Source organism: Pseudomonas sp. ICMP 561 (assembly GCF_002699985.1).
GTDB lineage: Bacteria > Pseudomonadota > Gammaproteobacteria > Pseudomonadales > Pseudomonadaceae > Aquipseudomonas > Aquipseudomonas quasicaspiana.
Genome location: NZ_LKBT01000006.1, coordinates 95,473 through 113,640, shown reverse-complemented (window position 1 = coordinate 113,640; position 18,168 = coordinate 95,473). Strand labels below are relative to the sequence as shown.

The following is an 18,168-nucleotide window of genomic DNA, read 5'->3' as shown; positions in this document are numbered from 1 at the left end:
CTCATGCAGTCTGTAGAAATTGATGGTTACTTCAACCCAACCAGACACCGCTCAAAAATATCCAGCCCCTCGCGCAACACCTCTGGCTCGATCGTCAATGGCGCCAGCAAGCGGATGATGTGTCTCGACTTGCCACTCGGCATCAGCAACAAACCTTCTTTACGAGCCGTTTCCAGCAGTTGCGCCAGTTGCTGGGTACCGGGTGCCCCATCGGCGGTGATCAGCTCAATACCGCGCATGGCCCCCACGCCCGTCAAACGTCCCAGATAAGGCGACAGTTTGTTGGCCTGCCAGGATTCGTAATGGCTGACGATCATGCTTTCCTGCATCTCGCCCCAAGCCGAAAGATTCGCGTCGTTTAACTGCTCGAGGCTGGCGATCCCCGCTGCACACGCAATCGGGTTGCCGGAGTACGTACCGCCAAGGCCGCCTTTGGGCAGCGAGCCCATCAATGCTCTGCGACCCACCACTGCGCCCATCGGGATGCCGCCTGCGATGCTCTTGCCCAGCAAAATCAGATCGGGTTCGATGTCAAGCCGGGTGAAGGCAAAACGCTGCCCGGTACGCCCGAAGCCTGACTGGATTTCATCGGCAATCAGCAGAATGCCTTTTTCATCGCAGAACCTGCGCAGTGCCTGGGCGAAGTCAGGCTCCATGGCCAGAAAACCGCCTTCACCCTGAACCGCTTCAAAGATAAAACAGGCGACGTCGTTCACATCGATCTCGACGCTGAACAAGCGGTCCATGGCTTTTAGCGCTTGCTCGGTGGTCACGCCGTTGTCTTTGCTCGGGTACGGAATGTGAAACACCGGGCCCGGCAACACGCCGACTTTTTGCTTGTACGGAGCGACCTTGCCATTGAGGTTCAACGTCGCCAGGGTGCGGCCATGGAAACCGCCGTCAAACGCAATGACCGCGGTTTTGCCCGTGGCCCCGCGCACGATTTTCAGCGCATTTTCTGCCGCTTCTGCGCCGCTATTGGTGAGCATGCCGCTGAGTGGATAAGACACCGGGACGAACTGCTCCAGTTTGTCCATGAACCTGACATAGGGTTCGTGAGGCACCGCGTTGAAGCAGTAATGCGTGAGTTTCGTGGCCTGATCCTGAATGGCCGCTACAACGTGCGGATTGGTATGCCCCAGATTAAGCACGCCAATGCCGCCAACAAAGTCGATGTAGCGCTTGTTGTCGGTATCCCACACTTCGGCGTTTCTGCCGTGGGACAGCGTCAGCGGATGAACATGAGAAATGGATTGGCTGATGTTTTCGCGACTCATGACCAGTTTTCTGCCGAGAGAGATTGCCCCTATATAAGCGAGTAAGGCCAATCACCCACAAGCGAAATAAACTCGCGGCGTCATTCCAATAATTCGGGACGTTGAAAGCACCGGCATGCAGCGCATTTTTGTATGCGCTGCCCCGGTGTCCCTGACACCACGCCGTCGTGATGCAAGCGCGCTCCTACAGGTTTTGCATTTCTGCGTTAAGACGTTTCGTCAGCGACTTAAATCAAATCCACACATCATTAACCGCCGTCCGGCCGCTCTCCTCATGTCCGGTATTCAGCACTCCGCGCGGCTCGATCAGCAGCAGTTTCACTTCCCGCTCGGCGTAGGGTTTATGCTCGATGCCCTTGCCGACGACATACATTTCGCCGGCAGCAACCGTGACAAAACCATCGCGAAAATCAATGCGCAATTCGCCTTCCAGAATGATGAAAGTCTCGTCGGTATCCGCGTGAGAGTGCCAGATGAAGTCGCCCTGAATCTTCACCACTTTGAACTGATAGTCGTTCATTTCCGCCACAACTTTCGGCGTCCATTGTTCAGTGAACAGCGCATATTTGGCGGCGAAGTTAACTGCGGAGTAGGGCGGGGCAGAACAGGTGCTGGTCATGGTCAGTGCTCTCGGTTGATTCAGATGCACCAACCTTAGCGAGCTACAAATAAACCGTATTGCATGATCGTGCAGCTTTGGATGGCCTTGTCAGTGTCGGCCGAGCATCTTCAGCCAGCGTGCGGGGGAGATGCCAAATGCCTGACTGTACTGGCGCGTCATGTGGCTTTGATCGAAGAACCCACACGCCAGCGCGGCCTCGCTGAGCGGCTGGCCCGCGAGCAGCAAACGACGCACTTCTGCCAGACGACGCTGAGTGATGTAGCGATAGGGACTGGTGCCATACAGCGCGCGAAAATCCCGGGACAAACTCCAGCGGTCACGACCGCTGGCCTCCACAAGATCGTCCAGAGTGATCACCTGATCCAGCGCGTCATGAATGTACATTCGCGCCCGTTCGGCTGCCGTGTAATCCAGCGCTCGCCGCCCGCGTTTATTCCCGGCAGCAGCGTCCAGCGCCTGGGCCAGATCGTAAATGGCGTCCTCTTCTTCAAGCGGGTCGAGGGCATTTTCCATGTTTTGCAGCAACGCACTGGTCGCGGCAAACAGGCGCGGATCACTGGAGAGACCACCCGCCACAAAAGGCAACGACTTACCGCCCAGCACCTGCTGAATCAGCGAAGGCTCGATGTAGAACATCCGGTAATGAAAGCCCGCATCGGTCCCTGCTTGCCCGTCATGGACTTCGTCCGGGTGCAAAACCATGGTGCCGCCTGCAAGGCTGTGACGGTAATCGTTGCGGTAATGAAAACTCTGCACCCCGGCCAGGGTGCGCCCGATAGCGTAAGTGTCGTGACGATGCGGTGTGTAGCCGTGCCCGCTGAAGTAAGCTTCGATTCGTTCCATCTTGCGCGACTGCGGCGCACGCACCAGCCAGTCGCGTTTGGTTTCGGTGGCCATGGAAATTTTAACCTGCGCCCTGAGTCGCCCTACCATATACGGCAATCGCAACGAATGGCAGGGCGCTCAGCTCACAGGGCAAATCGAGAGACGAGCCTGTTCAAACCGACGGCCAGCTTCGACAGCTCGGTGCTGGCAATGGAGGTCTGGCTGGCGGCCGACGAGCTCTGGATGGACAGGTCGCGAATACTGACCAGATTCTGATCCACCGACCGGGACACATGCGCTTGTTCTTCGGATGCCGTGGCAATCAGCAGGTTGCGTTCGTTGATGTCAGATACTGCCGACGCGATGTCGCCGATGGCGATATTGGCTTCCTGCGCGATGGTTAGCGTCAAGACGGCCTCACTGTTGCTCTGCACCATGGCCTGCACCGCTTTGCCTGAACCTGTCTGAATGCCTTTGACCATTTGCTCGATCTCAAGGGTCGAGGTCTGGGTGCGATGTGCGAGTGCACGAACTTCGTCAGCGACCACGGCAAAGCCTCGGCCCTGTTCACCTGCGCGCGCGGCTTCAATGGCGGCGTTCAAGGCCAACAAGTTGGTCTGTTCGGCAATCGAGCGAATAACGTCGAGCACCTTGGCGATGTCCTGGGTTTGCGTCGCCAGGCCTTCGATTTCAACGGTGGTTTGCTGCACGGTCTGGCTGAGTTGTTTGATCGATTTGATGGTTTCCGCGACTTTATCTTTACCGATTGCGGCGGATTTCTCCGAATCCTGTGTGTATTGCGAAGCGGCCACTGCGTTACGTGCGACTTCTTCAACGGCCGCTGTCATCTGGTTCACGGCCGTCGCGGCCTGTTCGGTTTGCATGTTCTGTTTCTGAATACCCGACAGCGATTCTTCGGTGATGGAGCTCATTTCTTCCGCCGCCGCTGCCAACTGACCGGAAGAGTCCGAGATATGCTGAATCGTGCTCTTCAGGCTCTGAAGCATGGCATCGGTCGAGAGTTGCAACTCGGTTAGTTCATCTTTGCCAGACACTTCGACGGTAGATCTCAGGTCACCTTCTGATATCTGCTTGATGGACTGCACCAGTTTTTTCACCGGTGCGCTGATGCTGCGGGTAAAGAGAAAGGCAATAAACATCGACAGAATAATCGTGCCAATCATGATCGCAATGGTAAACATAAAGCCCTGATCGTATTGCGTTTGCGCGGCAAGGCCTGATTGAGTGGCGCCGCTATCATTCACACTGATCAGATTATCGATAGAGGTTTGCAAGGCATTAGCCAGCGGCACGGTGACAGTGTTGATATAGACAGTGGATTCTTGTGTTGAACGGGTTTCGCTTTGAGCGATTAATATATCCAGTGTTTCTTCATAACGTTTAAGGCCTTGCATTATATCGTTGTAAAGACGCTGTTCTTCTGGATCGGACACCAGCCCGGCGTAAGCCCCAACCTGTTCGTCCAGCTCTTTTTTCAACTGCCCCATCTTGATGATCGACGCAGCTTTTTTGTCGTCTCCATCAGCGGTGTAATGCAGCGCTTCAAGCCGCAGGCGCAGCAGCGTGGAATCTATCTTCCCCGCTTGGCGTATGCTGGGCAGCCAATCGGTTTCCAGCTCTACGGTGGATTTGTGAACCTCGCTGATCTTGTAGAGCGAGAGGGTACTCAGGCTCAGCATCAGCAAGCAAATAGCGCCAAAACTGAGCATTGCCCTGGGCGTTAGTTTGAAATTTCTCATGAACATGAGTTCACCTATAAGTAAGTTCAGAAACGGCTGAATGACTTAATGTCCATGTGCCATCACTCTTGCGCCTAAGATGTTAAAAAATTTCACTGTGTGCAAGGAGTTTCAGAGGAGCGGCGATTGTAAAATTCAATCGCAAAGATAGTTAAGTGTATTTACTTAAAATAAACATTTTTTTGACGTCAGTTTTAAGTTTTTTTCACGGTTGATTTTGTTAGTGTTTTCGCCGACCTGTAATGCGAATGTTTATTGTTGATAAAGATGCTATTGCCAAAGTATTAAGCAGGGCGCTTGTTTTGCGAGGTGATTAATGAAGTGGTTGTTCAGCTTGGGTTCAGGAAGTGCAAGCCGATTTTAATCACAAGGAAGGTTAGTTGTGAAGGGGAGCACTCTTCGACCTAGGGTGGCTGCCGTGCTGGAAATCCCCGATTCAGCAAGCCGTGAGCCCCTGGTTGGCATGGAAGGCCGCGCTTCACCTCGGCCAAAAGCACTCTACGCCACCTTCATTCCGAACGGGATAGACAGTAGATGCAGGACAAACCCTGTGACGAGGCTGAAGATGATCAGGTTCCGATAGCTGCGCTCGTTAAACCTCTTGTCGTAATGATTGACGATTGGGGCTAACGCGCTAACGGCCCAAGAGAGAAGTGAAGCCACCGGCCAGATCATGTCCCGACCTGCAAAGTAAAACCATGAGGAATTGCCGTGCCTGCCCGGATAAAAGATCTCTATTTCCTGATAAATCAGCGCTTTTATCACGATCGTTATAAGAAACAAGGAAAGCGCCCCCAGCAGCACGCGCGCGGCCAATGGCAGTCGTTTCTTGGTATATAGCTCGGGGTGCAACGTCCAGATCAGCGGCTTGTGGCAACGCAAACACTTCGCTTCCTTTACCCCGTTGGGCCGCACCTTGTTGTGCTTGCTGCAGTTTCGACACGTTATATCCAGTGTCCAGTCCATGCCCTTATGACAACTCACACACTCGCGCGACAGGCCTGGATTTACCCACTGGTTTACAGCACCACAGTGCTCGCAGTTCTTTTGTCTTGGTTCCATTGATCGCCAGACCTTGTGGAGATGACACCGCGCATTTGTCGGCGTTGTAGGACCGGCTAAACCCGGTCCTGCGCAGACTGTGTGAAAACTACTGCGCTCGGCAATACTGCGTTAAAAACAGGCGAAAAATGCTCATTTAGAACACCTAGACTCCGCTTTTTCGCCTTTTTTTGCCTTGTCTTGCCGTCGCTCGCTACGTTTTCACACAGTCTGCGCGGGTTCAGTTGAACCCGCAGGAAAGCATGAAGCCTTTACATCAGAACGCCAAACCAACCTTCACGCCATACTCATCGCGCTTGAGTTTGGTGTTGTCGGCCACATCCGAGTCCTGATCGAGCTTGTACTCGGTGCGGGTGTAATAAACACCCGCCGTCAGCGGCAGCGAACCGTTCTGGTTCATCAGGAAGCTGACTTCGGCATAAGGGTTGGTACGGTCCTTGAGGTCGACCGTGTCGCTGCCCAGATCATTGACCTTGATGTAGGTGTCGGAGTTGATCGTGCGACGCGCGCCCAGCTCGACACGCATCGTGCCTTGGTCGAACTTGTGGTTGTAACCCAGCGCGGCCTTGGCAAACGGCGAGCGGGCGGTCATTTCGATGTCGAACTCATCAGAGTCCGGCTCGTAACGCGTCCAGCCATAGCCACCACCGACGATCACATCAACGAAATTGCGCGCATCCAGCGCCGCACGCCAGCCCAGGTCTACATCACCCTGGCCTTCCTTGAGCTTGTTGTCGCTCTTCTTTCCGTACCTGGCCTCAACACCTGCTTGATAAATAAAGCCCGACTCGGCTGTCAGCTTGTTGCCGAAGTTGAAAAACAGACCGCCCTGCGGCATGTGTTCTTTATCCGACTCGCTGCCGCCTTCCAGCTTGAAATCACCGTAGCTGCCCAGCAAACCAGCGGTGAAGATCGGGTCGGTAGCCGTCGCTGCCATCGCATAAGGCGCGGCCAGCAGAGTGGTGAGGGCGGAGAGTTTCAACAGGCGGGATGCAAAACGAATAGACACTTTTCAACTCCTTGTGAAAAAAATGTGAAAACAAAGCGTCAGGTTCGAGGGTTTCGAGTGGGAAAAGTTCGGGGGCTGGCGTAGGAAAATAGCCGTTAAATGTGAGAGGTCAGTAGGCTACCGAGTCCACGTATCAGTCATTCTGTTCGCACCTTACGAACCTTCAACTCACACATTCAGCCTGCTTACGATCCAGCAACCCATCCACCATGGCCTGAGCCATTTCCACCAGATGCATCACGGACATGGCGTGGTCGCGTTGCGCGCCGTGCAGGTTGTCGGCGGCTTCGTAAGCGGCGCTGGTTGCGCAGCGCAGCAGGTCGGCGGTGTGTGAGAGGACGTCTTCCTGGCTGATGTCCGTGCGTACGGAAAAGAAGCGGTTAAGGGTGCAAAGTTCGGTTGGGTTGTTCTTCACCGTGTTGATCTCCTTATGCGTAACCGGGTAGCTGCAACCTTCAGGAATCGTGAAGGGGTGGCAGCTGTATGAGGGTTAGTCGACCGATCACAGAAAATCGGCGCACTCGAAAGTGCCCCGCATACAGCCGCCATAACAAAGGCTAGTAGATGCCTATAGCGGGATGTTTAAGATTTTCTGTGAGTCAGGCGACTAAACCCGGTCGCTGATGTGCAGCGACGGGCGGGAGATTAGAGAAGCGATTTCCCGTAAACAACCCAGCGGGCGGCGTTGGCGGAAATCGAGACCGATCCTACAACGCTCAGTGCTTATGGATGACGCTGCCAGGTAACGTATGATTGCCGTCTTATCGAATTCATCCAAGGACCCCGCCATGCCGCCGTTAAGCAAACGCGATCAGGCACGTATCGAGCGTCGCCTGGCGTCTACCCTGACCGAGGCGTGCGAAACCGCAAAAGCAGAGATCGTCGGCTTTTCGTGGCTGACCCACGAGGTGGATTACGCAGCTTTTCCTGCCAGCCTGCGCGTGGTGTGGATCTTCGATACAGACATCCAGAAAGACCAGGCCCTCGCCAGTGGCCAACGTGAACGCATGGTTGAGCTGACTGCCCAGGCGCTCGAAGACGCCGATATCGTCATTGCCGATGTCAGCAAGCGGGTGCAGTTCGACAGCGAAGAACAATGTCAGCGTGCCAATGGCGGCAACTGGCAGCAACGTCTGGCGCGGGGTTGAAGCGTGGCAAAGGACATTGAAAATCCCTGCACCTCGGTTTGCCAGCTCAGCGGTGATCTTTGCGTGAGTTGCGGCCGAAACAAGGAAGATATCCGCAAATGGCGTCGCATGAATCGCCCCGAGAAAATGGCCACCGTGCAGCGCGCCAGTCAGCGTTTGAAAAGCCTGAACAAGAAGAAAGGCTGAGGGCTCTTAGTCAGCTGTGTGAAAGCGGCCGCCCTCTGCAATACTCCGAGCATCGATACCCGACCTGTCGCCAGGAAAAACCATGAAAACAAAAAGCCTGATGTTCTTGTTTCTGTTCAGCGTGCTCGGCGTCTTCCAGGCAAATGCAGCAGACAAATCCTGCGCTGAAGCCATCGGTGATAAGCGCTCGGCGTTACTCGTGAAGCAATGCATCAGCGTATCGCCCGCAACCCGACCACCGTGCAACGCGGCCAATAGCTGCGAAATGATCAACAGCGAAGTCGAGCGCGGCTGCGGGATGTTGGCCGATGACGGGACCGCGCCTGACTTCTGCACGTTCGCCCTCACAAAACCTGAAACCTTTCAGGGTGCGCTGATTTCCGGCAGCGGTATCGATGATCACACCGTCACCGTACTGCTCAACGACGGCCGTCGCTTCACGGCTTATTGCGATGGCAAATGCGGCTCTTGGTTTATCGCTGAAGACGAAGGGGAGGCTACCTTGCTGCCCAACATAGCAGGCAGGAACGTCAAAGTCACCGTGGCGAGTGAGCCCAACAAAGACCGCATCGCCGGGCCCGCAGAGGACGAGATGTTGGTGTTTGTGAAGAAGATTGAGTTGGTTAAGTAACAGCCCAGCTTTCGCGCAGCGGGGGGACCTGTAGGAGCGCGCTTGCCCGCGATTGCGACGGCACAGGCGATATGTTTATCGACTGACATACCGAATCGCGGGCAAGCGCGCTCGTCAGACAAAATGCAAACTAATGGCTTGAAATGCATTTTCTGTAGGAGCTGCCGAAGGCTGCGAGACATTTGTTCTGACACACCGCAATCGCAGCCTTCGGCAGCTCCTACAGGTCCAATGTTTGCTTCGCGACAGCCCTGTGTCGGGGCACGGAGCGCGCTCCTACAGGGGGAAAAAGCATTTCAATTCAGAGATAGGTGGTGTTGGCGACCGTGTTGCGGCAATCGCCTACTTCTGCGGCCCAAACGCTTCCAGTCTTGCCTGCACCGCATCATCAAAAATCATATACAGCGCTTCAACATCACTCGGCCGCAAACGCTTGGCGGTTTCCAGCCCAAGGATAAAAGCAATCTGCAACTCACCCTCGCTCTCGACATCTTCGCGAGTGCTGGCGGCATCCAGAGAGCGAAGCAGCTTATCAATAGGCCCACGAATAGGCTTTGGCAGCCGTAACAGGTCCAGCCTTTCTTGTGTCATTACGCGCTCCAAAACCATCGACCGGGTCGAGGGCGGTTAGTAAGCCGACCATAGTGGGCCAAAACGGGCGGGAAGGGGATAGAAAAAGCGACGTAATGTTTGGAGTGCCAGCAGTCCGGCATTCCATTCCAGCAGCTAAACGACAGCGACGGTCAAGCTGCGCTTGTAGGGCGTATCAGGCTCTCTGCCGGAATGCCAAACATGTCGTGGAGCTTCCAGATCATTGGCAGAGTCAGTGATCGCTTCCGGTTCAGCACTTCATAAACACGATTGGTTCTGCCGATGGCAGGCACCAGATCTGCTGCTGTAAGCCCGGATTGTTCCATACGAAATTTGATCGCCTCAATTGCGTCCGGTAAATCAATCGGGAACGTCTTCGATTCATAGGCTTCGATCAAGGTAATCATGACCTCGAATGCATCACCTTCGGCGGTTCCAGGCTCAGGCTCGCGCTCGAACAGAGGGGAGATTTCTTTGAGAGCTTCCCGGTATTCTTCATCTGTTCGAATCGGACGGATATTCATGATCACTCCATCTTTTGCCCATACCATCCCGATCACCAGAATGCTCCACACCGTATCCGCGGAATCGTTTGTTCTAAATGGTTTAGCCGGTCTCGTTGACCAGGAGCTCTCGCCCCATTTCATCCATATTGGATACTGCATTTTCGTCTCCCACTGGCTCTTCAGGGGATGATCGCTCTGGAGTCTTTTTCCCAGCAAAGAAAAAGATGTATCTAGAGTTGCCTATATGCCTTCTGGTCGGGAGCCTGTCTGGCAAATGCTGAAGCTTTCACGCCTCCGGCTTCACCCGCTCTATCAAATCATTCAACACATACGTATCCAGAAATGCCTTCGCCTGCGTGATCTGCCCATCCTTGAACGTCAGGTGCCACAGGTAACTGTTTCTGTACGGCTGCTGATCCAGTGCCGTCGCTTCACCGTTCCACAGCACAACCACTACATCGCCTTCAGCAACAATGCTCAGGACAACAGGTTTGACCGGGCTGGCCAGCCGCGCGCTGATCGGTTTTACAGCTCGCTCCAGGAAGTCCTGTTTGCCTTTGTAAAGGCCAGAAACAGGGCTGGACCCCGCGACGGTCCACTCAGCGTCAGGCGCCAACAGGTCGAAGGTGGTGCCTTTGCCTTGCTGCCAATTCACAAACGATTGGCGGACCAACTCTGCATTTGAAGGCTGCGCTGCATTGTCAGTCGCCCATACCGTGCCTGTTAAAAAGACCGATAGCAGGGCAGCAGCTTGAAGTCGAAAAAACGTTTTTAGCCATGTGCGCATGTCGTTCACTCCGTTGCGGTTATCAGGATTCTTGTGGGGAAGAACCTAACCCGCATCTGAGCTGACGGCGTAGCTCGATACTGCGAGGGCTTTGCCTGATGCTGCGTTTTTTGCCTTCAGGATTTGCGCCCGCTGATCTCAATGTGGCCATCACAGTTCATCAACGCCTTAAGCCTTTTCTGCCCGATGTCGAACGGCACTGTCCACCAGTTCGTTCTGGAGTCATACGATGCCCCCGGCTTTAGTTCGTAGGGTGTTGTTTTCACGTGCTCAGGGTGCCGTAAAAAATAAGCATCCAGTGATTGCAGCCAGAACTGCTCACCGTTATCGGGGCAAGACATCTCGGTTGACTCATCGCATCCTGAGAGCACGAGTGACAGCAAAATAGCCAAAGTTTTAAAGCTGGATTTCATTGGCGATTCCTTGAAAGGTAGGGCAAAGCCTAACAGAGGTTCTTAAAGCATGGATGACGGGGCGGGGTTAAGAATTACCGACCGCCGATTACGATAGCCCCACTGCCACGCCCTGCCTGGCACGGTTTGTCGGTCGAAAAAGGAGAGTGAGCGGGTTTGTTGGTATGGTTTATTATTAAATATTGTTATTTTGTTGGTCTATTAAAGTCATATTGTTTTATTTTTTTTAGGGGGGCCTCTAAGATGCTTGATTGAAGCGATTAGTGAGAGAGGTTCACCATGGGCAATGCCCTCGTTCCGGAGTTTTCAGTTTCTGACTGGCGCGCTTCAAAGCGCTTCTACTGCGAAATCCTCGGCTTCACCTGCCAATACGAGCGCCCCGAGGAGGGCTTCTGCTACCTGGCATTAGGCGACGCAGAATTGATGATCGACCAGATTGGCGAAGGCAGAACATTCGAGCAAGGCTATCAGCCGGATCATTATCCATTCGGCAGGGGCCTTAATGTCCAGATTCGAGTGCCATCTGTTGAGCCATTGCTTCGCTCGCTCGCCGAACACCACATCAAATTGTTCCTGCCGGTGGAGGATCGCTGGTATCGGGTGGGCGCAGAGGAGAACGGGAATCGGCAGTTCGTGGTAGCTGATCCGGATGGGTATTTGTTGCGGTTTTATGAGCGGTTGGGGAGTCGGAGTGTTCAGGATGAGGCTATGGCGGTTTCAGCATTTCCCAGCGACGAACTTGAAGACCATCGCATCGAGCGTGTAGCCATTGAGCGCCGGGCCGCCTTTGACGAGCAGAATGCCCTGAGCCTCGAGGAGATGGAGGCTCGCTTCAAGTAAAAGGCGGCGAGAGGGCAGGGGGTAATGCCGCTGCGACTAAAGCAACTGCCCACCCGAAATATCAAACGTCGTCCCGTTAGCCCACGCCATGTCGTCAGACAGGATCGCTGCGACTGCACCGCCGATATCATCCGGCAGACCGACACGGCCCAGCGCGATGCCCTGTGCTACATAGGCGTTCACGTCTTTATTGTCGCGCACTACACCGCCGCCAAAATCAGTGGCAATGGCGCCCGGAGCAATCGCATTCACCCGAATCTGGCGCGAACCCAGTTCTACTGCCATGTAACGGGTCAGCGCCTCGACAGCGGCCTTTACCGCCGCATAGAGGCTGTAACCCGGCAACGTAAAGAGCACGAAGCCGGACGAAACGTTCAGGATGCGACCAGCATCTTCCACCAGTGGCAGCAGCTTCTGCGTCAGAAAAACAGGACCGCGAAGGTGGGTAGCGACCAGTGAGGCAAACTGGTCTTCGGTTGCGTCAGTGAAGTTCGCGAAGAGACCATTGCCCGCATTGTTGACCAGGAAGTCGAAGCGCTCGCGGCCGAACCCGGTCTTTAACGTCTCCGTTACAGCGCTTGCAAAAGCCGGGTAGCTGGCGGTGTTGGTGATGTCGAGCGGCAGCATCGCTACTTTGCCGCCTATTGCCTGGATTTCCTGCTTCAGCGATTCGGCTTCTGCGACGCCGCTGCGATAGGTGCCGATGATGTGAACGCCTGGCAGCGACCATGCCTGCGGTTCGCGAGACTGAACAAAAAGGCATTGGCATCGCCATAAACCCGATGAGCGCCCCACTGCGAGACACGTTGCTGCGCTTATTGTCATTGCTCGACACGCCCGCCGATATCCCGGTGCTCGGCCCCATGGTCGAACGGGAATTGCTCTATCGTCTCCTGCTGGGACCTCAAGGACGACTGCTACGCCAGATCGCCCAACCCGATGGCGCACTGGGCGGTATTCGCCGAGCCGTTGCCTGGATACGCGATAACTACAACGTCCAGCTTCGCATCGACGCATTGTGCAATGCCAGCGGCATGAGCCGCGCAAGCCTGCATCGCCACTTCCTGTCGATGACAGGCCTCAGCCCCCTGCGATATCAGAAACAACTCAGATTGCAGGAAGCCCGCCAGCTTCTGCTGGCGGGTGAGCATCGCGCATCTGACGTGGCATTTGCGGTTGGTTATGAAAGCGCATCGCAGTTTAGTCGGGAGTATTCACGGCAGTTCGGTGCGTCGCCTGCGCGCAATGTGCGGGAGATACGGCAGGCGATTGGAACTGCGATAAGGTCCTGACGTGAAGCACTCCCTGCGCTGAGCGCAGAAACACCCTGAGTTGAAGAGGACAAAGCCGCCATCCACCCCGAGTCTCTGATGGCGACGCAGTGCCGCTGGTTATTTCGACAGCCGTCAACGTGCTGGGTGAGCGTTCGGGGGCGGTATGGCGCGATGCTGGAGCGAATCTTAAGTGGAGAGTGCGGTTACCTGCCTCAGGACGGAACCGGCGCTTGAGCATCAATCAGGCTTTGGCTCTTCAGGTCTTCCCAGAAGGCTGCGGGAATGCCCACCTTCATCGCTTGCACATTGGCAATGATCTGCCCCGGCGAGCGCGCCCCTGGAATGATTGCGGACACTTGCGGATGCGCTGCGGCGAACTGCAAGGCGGCCGTGTGAATGTCGATACCATGTTGACTGGCAACCGCCATTATTCGCGCACGCTTTTCGATCGCACCAGCGGGTATATCCGGGCTGAAGTTGTATCGGCTGCGCCCTCCCAGGAACCCATCATTCAGGGGCGTTCCAACCACGACACTGGTGCCTTTCCTCTTCAAGGCCGGAAAGGTGTTACTCAACGCATCGCGATGGTCGAGAAGAGAGTACTGGCAGGCGAGCAGCACGATATCCGGCGTCGGATCATCGCGGGTCATCGCCTGAACCACAGCATTCGGCGTATTGACACCAAAGCCCCATGCCTTGATTAAGCCCTCGGCCCGCATCTTTTCAAGCTCAACCATTGCCCCTGTGCGCGCCACTTGATACGCCGCCTCCCATCCGCCTTCCAGTTCAGTGTTGTCTGGCGAGAGGTCATGGATAAAGACGATATCGATACGCGGCAGACCCAATCGCTGCAGGCTGTCTTCCACAGAGCGACGCGTACCCGCTGCGGTGTAGTCATACCGATAGTTGAAGGGCGCGGGTGACTTCCAGATGGCATGATCCGCGCGCACGCCACCCGCCGCCGTCAACACTCGGCCGACTTTGGTGGAGATCACATAATCGGCTGGATTTTTGCCGCGCAGAAAACGGCCCAGACGATATTCACTCAGGCCAAACCCGTAGAACGGCGAGGTGTCATACAGCCTTACGCCGGCATTCCAGGCCGCCTGCAAAACCGAATCCGCCTGCTCGTCACTGATGGGCGCAAAGATATTGCCGATCTGCGTCCCGCCCATACCGAAGCGTTGCGGGGTCATGTAACGCATTTTGTGCGAGGGCGAATTGAGGGGCAGGTCTGCGCGCACAATCCGCCCTTCTGTGCGCATTACGCTTCCGCGCTCCGTCAACGGGGAGGGCGCGGGCGCTGCTGCCCGCGAACTGGCGATACTCGATGCCGGTAACAAAGCGGCTGCTACTGCGCCCGCTGCCGAAAAGGTAAGAAAATCTCGTCTGTCCATAAAGCTCTCCGTTCGCGGCTGAAGTTCTACGGGCTCATTGAAGCCGATATTCGCGATAGAAATTAGAACAACCAGGGATAGGCGAGTGACCCTAAATCGCCGTGGTTTATGCATAATCCTGCCGATACGCTTGTGCTGAGCACGCACTCTCAGCAGACTCGAACCTTCCGTTAACTGGGGCGCCTGTGATGACGAGCGGTTCTATCTCGCAATTCGGTTTCGAGCATGCGCATTCCCTTAGCCCGCGCGAATCTGTTGAGCCCAACGAGCGTCTCCAGGCACTCGGCCGGCTTATCGAAAAAGTCTCCCGGCAGATCGGTCTGAACGAGATCTGCAAGACGTCGATTCCAGACCTGACCTTCTACCGAATGGCTGAATTGGGCACGCCCACTTACTGCATTTATGAGCCCTGCGTGGCAATCATTCTGCAGGGGTCGAAGGAAATCACGTTCGGTGAAGAGGCCTGTGATTTTGGGCAGGGAATGTTCTTTGTCACATCGGTCGACATTCCGACACTGGCTCGCGTGACAGCGGCAAGCGAGCAGACGCCTTATTTATCCATCGTGCTGAAGCTCGACCTGGCCTTGCTTAACGAAGTCATCCAGATGCAGACACCTTCCAAACAGGACGTGCCTTCTCAAGCGCGGGGCTTCGCATCTGGAATGGCATCAAGCGAGATGCTCGACGCATTCACCCGGCTCGCCACACTGATCGAGCAGCCACTTGAGGCTGGCCTGATGTCGGACCTGATCAAGCGGGAGATATGCGTCCGACTGCTGCTGAGCAGTGCGGGCCAGTGGTTGCGCAGTGTCACCCGCGACGGTCATCGAGACAAAGGCATCGTCAGAGCCATTGAGTGGTTGAAACTCCACTACGAAAAGCCGCTTCACGTGGCCGAGCTCGCCGAACGATCAGGCATGGCCAGTTCCACTCTGCATCACAACTTTCGCAAACTGACCGGCACCAGCCCTGTTCAATATCAAAAGTCGTTACGGCTGCAAGCCGCGCGCAGCCTGATGTTGACCGACAGGGTAGACGTGAACACCGCCGCGTTGCGGGTCGGATATGAAAGCGTCGCCCAATTCAGCCGCGAATACACCCGACGTTTCGGAGCCCCGCCGTCGAGAGACATCAAGCATGCAAGGGCGCACGGTGGGAGGCTGGAATAGCGGCCCCATTCAGATCGACCAAAAAAACCAAAGGATGGAAAGGAATGCTCCTATGAAGGTGATACAAGCTGGGCTGTTTGCATCGTTGCTAGCGATTTGGTCTAACGTGACCGTTGGAAAGGAATCGCCGATCGAGGCCAGCGGTATACGCAGAGACTTCGTGTGCACGCAGGATACGGGCCCCTCGGTCGTGCCTCAGGATTCAGATGCACAACGATTATTCCTCTATGCACGCCATCTTGAATACATGCGAGAGGGGGATTACAACAGTGGGAGTCTCGATGAATTCAATCGCATCAGTCGCTATTACCGTATCGCGTCCGCGTATGGAAACGCCGATGCGACCGAGGCATTGAGGTCCCTACAGTGGAAGTTGATCGATGACAGCTACGATGGTGTTGTCACTGAGCTTCGCCGCAATCGCCAGAAAGAGACCGAGCGCCTGGCGACGTTGCTCACACAGCAGTATCCGTCGCGAGGCTACCTGCTCGAGGCCGCTATGTATGCCCAGGCATGGAATCTTACCGAGGCATTAACCCTGTATCGCAAGGCAGCGGACCTGGGTAATGCCCAGGCGCAGCACCGACTGGCCGAGTATCTCGACGTCAACTCGATCGCAATGTCCAAGGCATTCGGTGCGAAGGCCAAGGACATCGCATTCGCGTTGCCGCTCTACCGCTGTGCCGCCCAGCAAGGACACGGTGGTGCGATGTACGAGCTTGCCATCAAACAAGCCAGAGACCGGCACTACGCCGAAGCGATGGCGGGATTCCAGCAAGCAATAATGATGGGTGAAACTGCTGCTGCAGCCAGACTTGTGGATGCTTTTAACGAGAAAGCGAGCGGGCCTGAAACACTAGGAATGAAGAGTGACGCCGCGCGTTATGAACGATACGAGAAGATCCGTATTTTCTTGATCGATGAGCAAAACTTCGACCCGCGAGTGCCCGACCTGAATCAAATTGTGCCGCTGCCTCCTGCAGCTTTGCCCGAATGGGACGGGACTTTTCAGTGGAAGAAAGAGCAACTCGCACCGCACGAGGCGCCGTCGGAGACGTTAGTGGGCAAGATGGCACAAGCCAAGGGGTTGGATCCGCAGACGGGATTACCGAAGGATGCAGCGCCGTGAAAGTGGCGTAGGTTGTGGGTGGTAAATTGCCTTGGGTCCATTGCTCCTCAAAGCCCCGAGCAACTACCCACTCAGGCACGAATAAGGCACTTGCGATATCCGCTAAGTGCCTTGTTTATAGAGCTAATTGGGTGGCCCGGGTAAGTTGAATTGGCTCGGTAACTTATTGATTTACTTCGTTAACTTCGATTTTGTTTTTAGGGGGGCACTGTGGCTGAACTTCACTGGGTCCTCCATCTTGCATCGCGCCATCTCAATCAAATGCACCACTGAAAATGCATCGTCATGCTGACTGCCGTTCAGGCTCACAACCGTTGAACACCGTCTCGCCAGAGCTCCAAAGACGCTTCTCGATCACCCGGTGCACATCGCATGCTTCCAGCATCAGCAGATGTGCGGTACTGGCGATGGTCACCAGATCGGTTTCATCCGCGTTGGTGGGCTTCATGTTGACCAGCGTATCGAGGAAGCGCGTGACAAGACTCACCCGCAGCTCCGCGCAGGCTTGCAGGTCTTTCAATGGCGCTTCGGAGTCCAGCAGAAAAACGGGGTTATCCAGGCTTGGTTGGGTGAGAGGGATGTAGCGGGGGAGTGGTGGGCTGTGGCTCATATGCAGGAAATCCTGTTCGAAATGGAGCCGCCACAACATTTTCTTCAAATTGAAAGGGTGGCAGCTGTACGCGGGTTGACGAACCGGTCGATCTCAGCCGGCAGACCCGAAGGTCTCCCACGCACAGCCACCATGGCCCTCCCGTAGGCAAACCAAGCCTGCGGGAGGTACACAACTGCGCATAGATCGAAGTCGGATCGTCAAATCCGGTCGTTGATTTGGCAACGACGGCGCGCAGGTTAGGGTTCCAGCAGGAGGCGAAGGGGGTATTTATATATATTTCGTCTTGAGGTTGAAGTCTGGATGTATTACTGGGCATGAGCGCCTGACCGTCGACCTTTAGAAGCACCAGTTGCGGTTGTGGGGATCATCGTTGGCCGCGAGGTGCTTTTTTGTAATGGGGATTTTGGTGCCGGGGTAATCTGAATCTGACTTTTATCTTATTGATTTATAAAGTTAATATTTTTTTTATTTTTTGATTGGAATACCAACTGGAATACCTTGAGAATTTGTATTCGACCTGGCCGCCCACTTATATTTGATCCGACAGCCGTCAATATCCGCGCTAGCTAAAGTACTTCGCTTTCATGATGAGCTGCCGGGGCAACAAACAAAAGGCAACAATCTGCCATAAGCCGTTGCGCATTTAGCTAGTAAGCAAGGCGGCCAGCTCGGGCGGAACCGTAGGGTACGAAGAACGCGCGCGCCCGGGCTTATCAATCAGTCTCTCTAATCGGAACTTTTGAAAACACTGGCACCAACGAGTAACTGAGCACAGAGAAAAGTCAATCAGCTATGTCATATCCTTGAACCACCAGAAAAATCACCCGAGAACGAAGCCCACAACGCTGACTGATAGTGGCAGACTGGACTGGTGCAGCAGCTGAGTTCGCGGTGCTCTCCTGGCGTGAGGGCAATATTCTGCGAGTTCA

General features: G+C 55.1%; 20 protein-coding genes and 1 pseudogene. 7 read left to right on the top strand and 14 right to left on the bottom strand.

The features are described from left to right. Positions 1 to 26 precede the first annotated feature (26 nt). The 7 genes from AO242_RS06745 to AO242_RS06715 all read right to left on the bottom strand — a co-directional run bounded on the left by AO242_RS06745 (position 27) and on the right by AO242_RS06715 (position 6,970). Positions 27 to 1,277, bottom strand: a complete 1,251-nt coding sequence (locus AO242_RS06745) for a 2-aminoadipate transaminase (RefSeq protein ID WP_099268151.1) — start codon at positions 1,275 to 1,277, stop codon at positions 27 to 29. Positions 1,278 to 1,509: 232 nt separating this feature from the next. Next, positions 1,510 to 1,896 carry a cupin domain-containing protein gene (locus tag AO242_RS06740; protein ID WP_027901412.1) on the bottom strand — a complete coding sequence of 129 codons (387 nt, stop codon included), beginning with the start codon at positions 1,894 to 1,896 and terminating at the stop codon, positions 1,510 to 1,512. A gap of 90 nt (positions 1,897 to 1,986) precedes the next feature. After that, positions 1,987 to 2,796, bottom strand: coding sequence for an AraC family transcriptional regulator (locus AO242_RS06735; protein ID WP_099268150.1), 810 nt, complete (start codon positions 2,794 to 2,796; stop codon positions 1,987 to 1,989). 71 nt (positions 2,797 to 2,867) lie between these two features. After that, complete coding sequence (locus AO242_RS06730) at positions 2,868 to 4,490, bottom strand: methyl-accepting chemotaxis protein (protein WP_099268149.1); 1,623 nt, start codon at positions 4,488 to 4,490, stop codon at positions 2,868 to 2,870. 492 nt (positions 4,491 to 4,982) lie between these two features. Further along, positions 4,983 to 5,546 carry a hypothetical protein gene (locus AO242_RS06725; protein WP_141562191.1) on the bottom strand — a complete coding sequence of 188 codons (564 nt, stop codon included), beginning with the start codon at positions 5,544 to 5,546 and terminating at the stop codon, positions 4,983 to 4,985. Positions 5,547 to 5,802: 256 nt separating this feature from the next. Continuing rightward, positions 5,803 to 6,555 (bottom strand): outer membrane beta-barrel protein, encoded by a 753-nt coding sequence (locus tag AO242_RS06720; RefSeq protein WP_027901415.1) that lies wholly within the window; start codon positions 6,553 to 6,555, stop codon positions 5,803 to 5,805. 163 nt (positions 6,556 to 6,718) lie between these two features. After that, positions 6,719 to 6,970, bottom strand: coding sequence for a DUF6124 family protein (locus tag AO242_RS06715; protein ID WP_099268147.1), 252 nt, complete (start codon positions 6,968 to 6,970; stop codon positions 6,719 to 6,721). A 373-nt stretch (positions 6,971 to 7,343) separates the two neighbouring features. Here AO242_RS06715 and AO242_RS06710 point away from each other — a divergent pair, with 373 nt between their 5' ends. From AO242_RS06710 to AO242_RS06700, 3 genes are all read left to right on the top strand, one after another. Next, a complete protein-coding gene (locus AO242_RS06710; protein WP_027901416.1) occupies positions 7,344 to 7,703 on the top strand; it encodes a hypothetical protein in 360 nt (119 codons plus the stop codon). 3 nt (positions 7,704 to 7,706) lie between these two features. Further along, on the top strand, positions 7,707 to 7,889 hold the full coding sequence (locus AO242_RS06705) for a DUF1289 domain-containing protein (protein WP_099268146.1): 183 nt from the start codon (positions 7,707 to 7,709) through the stop codon (positions 7,887 to 7,889). A gap of 82 nt (positions 7,890 to 7,971) precedes the next feature. Continuing rightward, entirely contained in the window at positions 7,972 to 8,520 is a 549-nt protein-coding gene (locus AO242_RS06700; protein WP_099268145.1) for a hypothetical protein, read from the top strand. A gap of 342 nt (positions 8,521 to 8,862) precedes the next feature. Here AO242_RS06700 and AO242_RS06695 read toward each other — a convergent pair whose 3' ends face one another. The 4 genes from AO242_RS06695 to AO242_RS06680 form a co-directional block, all read right to left on the bottom strand. Beyond that, a complete protein-coding gene (locus AO242_RS06695) occupies positions 8,863 to 9,111 on the bottom strand; it encodes a hypothetical protein (protein ID WP_027901418.1) in 249 nt (82 codons plus the stop codon). Between the two features lie 152 nt (positions 9,112 to 9,263). Beyond that, on the bottom strand, positions 9,264 to 9,635 hold the full coding sequence (locus tag AO242_RS06690) for a helix-turn-helix domain-containing protein (protein ID WP_027901419.1): 372 nt from the start codon (positions 9,633 to 9,635) through the stop codon (positions 9,264 to 9,266). Between the two features lie 268 nt (positions 9,636 to 9,903). Next, on the bottom strand, positions 9,904 to 10,404 hold the full coding sequence (locus tag AO242_RS06685) for a nuclear transport factor 2 family protein (RefSeq protein WP_099268144.1): 501 nt from the start codon (positions 10,402 to 10,404) through the stop codon (positions 9,904 to 9,906). A 116-nt stretch (positions 10,405 to 10,520) separates the two neighbouring features. Further along, positions 10,521 to 10,817 (bottom strand): hypothetical protein, encoded by a 297-nt coding sequence (locus AO242_RS06680; RefSeq protein WP_099268143.1) that lies wholly within the window; start codon positions 10,815 to 10,817, stop codon positions 10,521 to 10,523. Positions 10,818 to 11,096: 279 nt separating this feature from the next. Here AO242_RS06680 and AO242_RS06675 point away from each other — a divergent pair, with 279 nt between their 5' ends. Then, on the top strand, positions 11,097 to 11,657 hold the full coding sequence (locus AO242_RS06675) for a bleomycin resistance protein (protein WP_218927827.1): 561 nt from the start codon (positions 11,097 to 11,099) through the stop codon (positions 11,655 to 11,657). A gap of 36 nt (positions 11,658 to 11,693) precedes the next feature. Here the strand turns inward: AO242_RS06675 and AO242_RS06670 are convergent, their stop codons facing one another. After that, positions 11,694 to 12,482 carry an SDR family NAD(P)-dependent oxidoreductase gene (locus tag AO242_RS06670; protein ID WP_373562198.1) on the bottom strand — a complete coding sequence of 263 codons (789 nt, stop codon included), beginning with the start codon at positions 12,480 to 12,482 and terminating at the stop codon, positions 11,694 to 11,696. Here AO242_RS06670 and AO242_RS06665 point away from each other — a divergent pair. Continuing rightward, positions 12,374 to 12,949: pseudogene (locus AO242_RS06665) on the top strand (helix-turn-helix domain-containing protein); the annotation flags it as partial. The gene AO242_RS06670 and the pseudogene AO242_RS06665 overlap by 109 nt on opposite strands. A gap of 194 nt (positions 12,950 to 13,143) precedes the next feature. Here AO242_RS06665 and AO242_RS06660 read toward each other — a convergent pair. Beyond that, entirely contained in the window at positions 13,144 to 14,328 is a 1,185-nt protein-coding gene (locus AO242_RS06660) for an aldo/keto reductase (protein ID WP_099268142.1), read from the bottom strand. A gap of 188 nt (positions 14,329 to 14,516) precedes the next feature. Here AO242_RS06660 and AO242_RS06655 point away from each other — a divergent pair, with 188 nt between their 5' ends. Both AO242_RS06655 and AO242_RS06650 read left to right on the top strand, forming a co-directional pair. Further along, on the top strand, positions 14,517 to 15,497 hold the full coding sequence (locus AO242_RS06655; RefSeq protein WP_099268141.1) for an AraC family transcriptional regulator: 981 nt from the start codon (positions 14,517 to 14,519) through the stop codon (positions 15,495 to 15,497). 52 nt (positions 15,498 to 15,549) lie between these two features. Next, positions 15,550 to 16,626, top strand: coding sequence for an SEL1-like repeat protein (locus AO242_RS06650; RefSeq protein ID WP_099268140.1), 1,077 nt, complete (start codon positions 15,550 to 15,552; stop codon positions 16,624 to 16,626). Positions 16,627 to 16,909: 283 nt separating this feature from the next. On the opposite strand, the gene AO242_RS06645 is transcribed toward AO242_RS06650, so the two are convergent. Then, the gene (locus tag AO242_RS06645) at positions 16,910 to 17,236 is read right to left on the bottom strand and encodes a hypothetical protein (RefSeq protein WP_099268139.1); all 327 of its coding nucleotides are present in this window, start codon (positions 17,234 to 17,236) and stop codon (positions 16,910 to 16,912) included. Positions 17,237 to 18,168 lie beyond the last annotated feature (932 nt).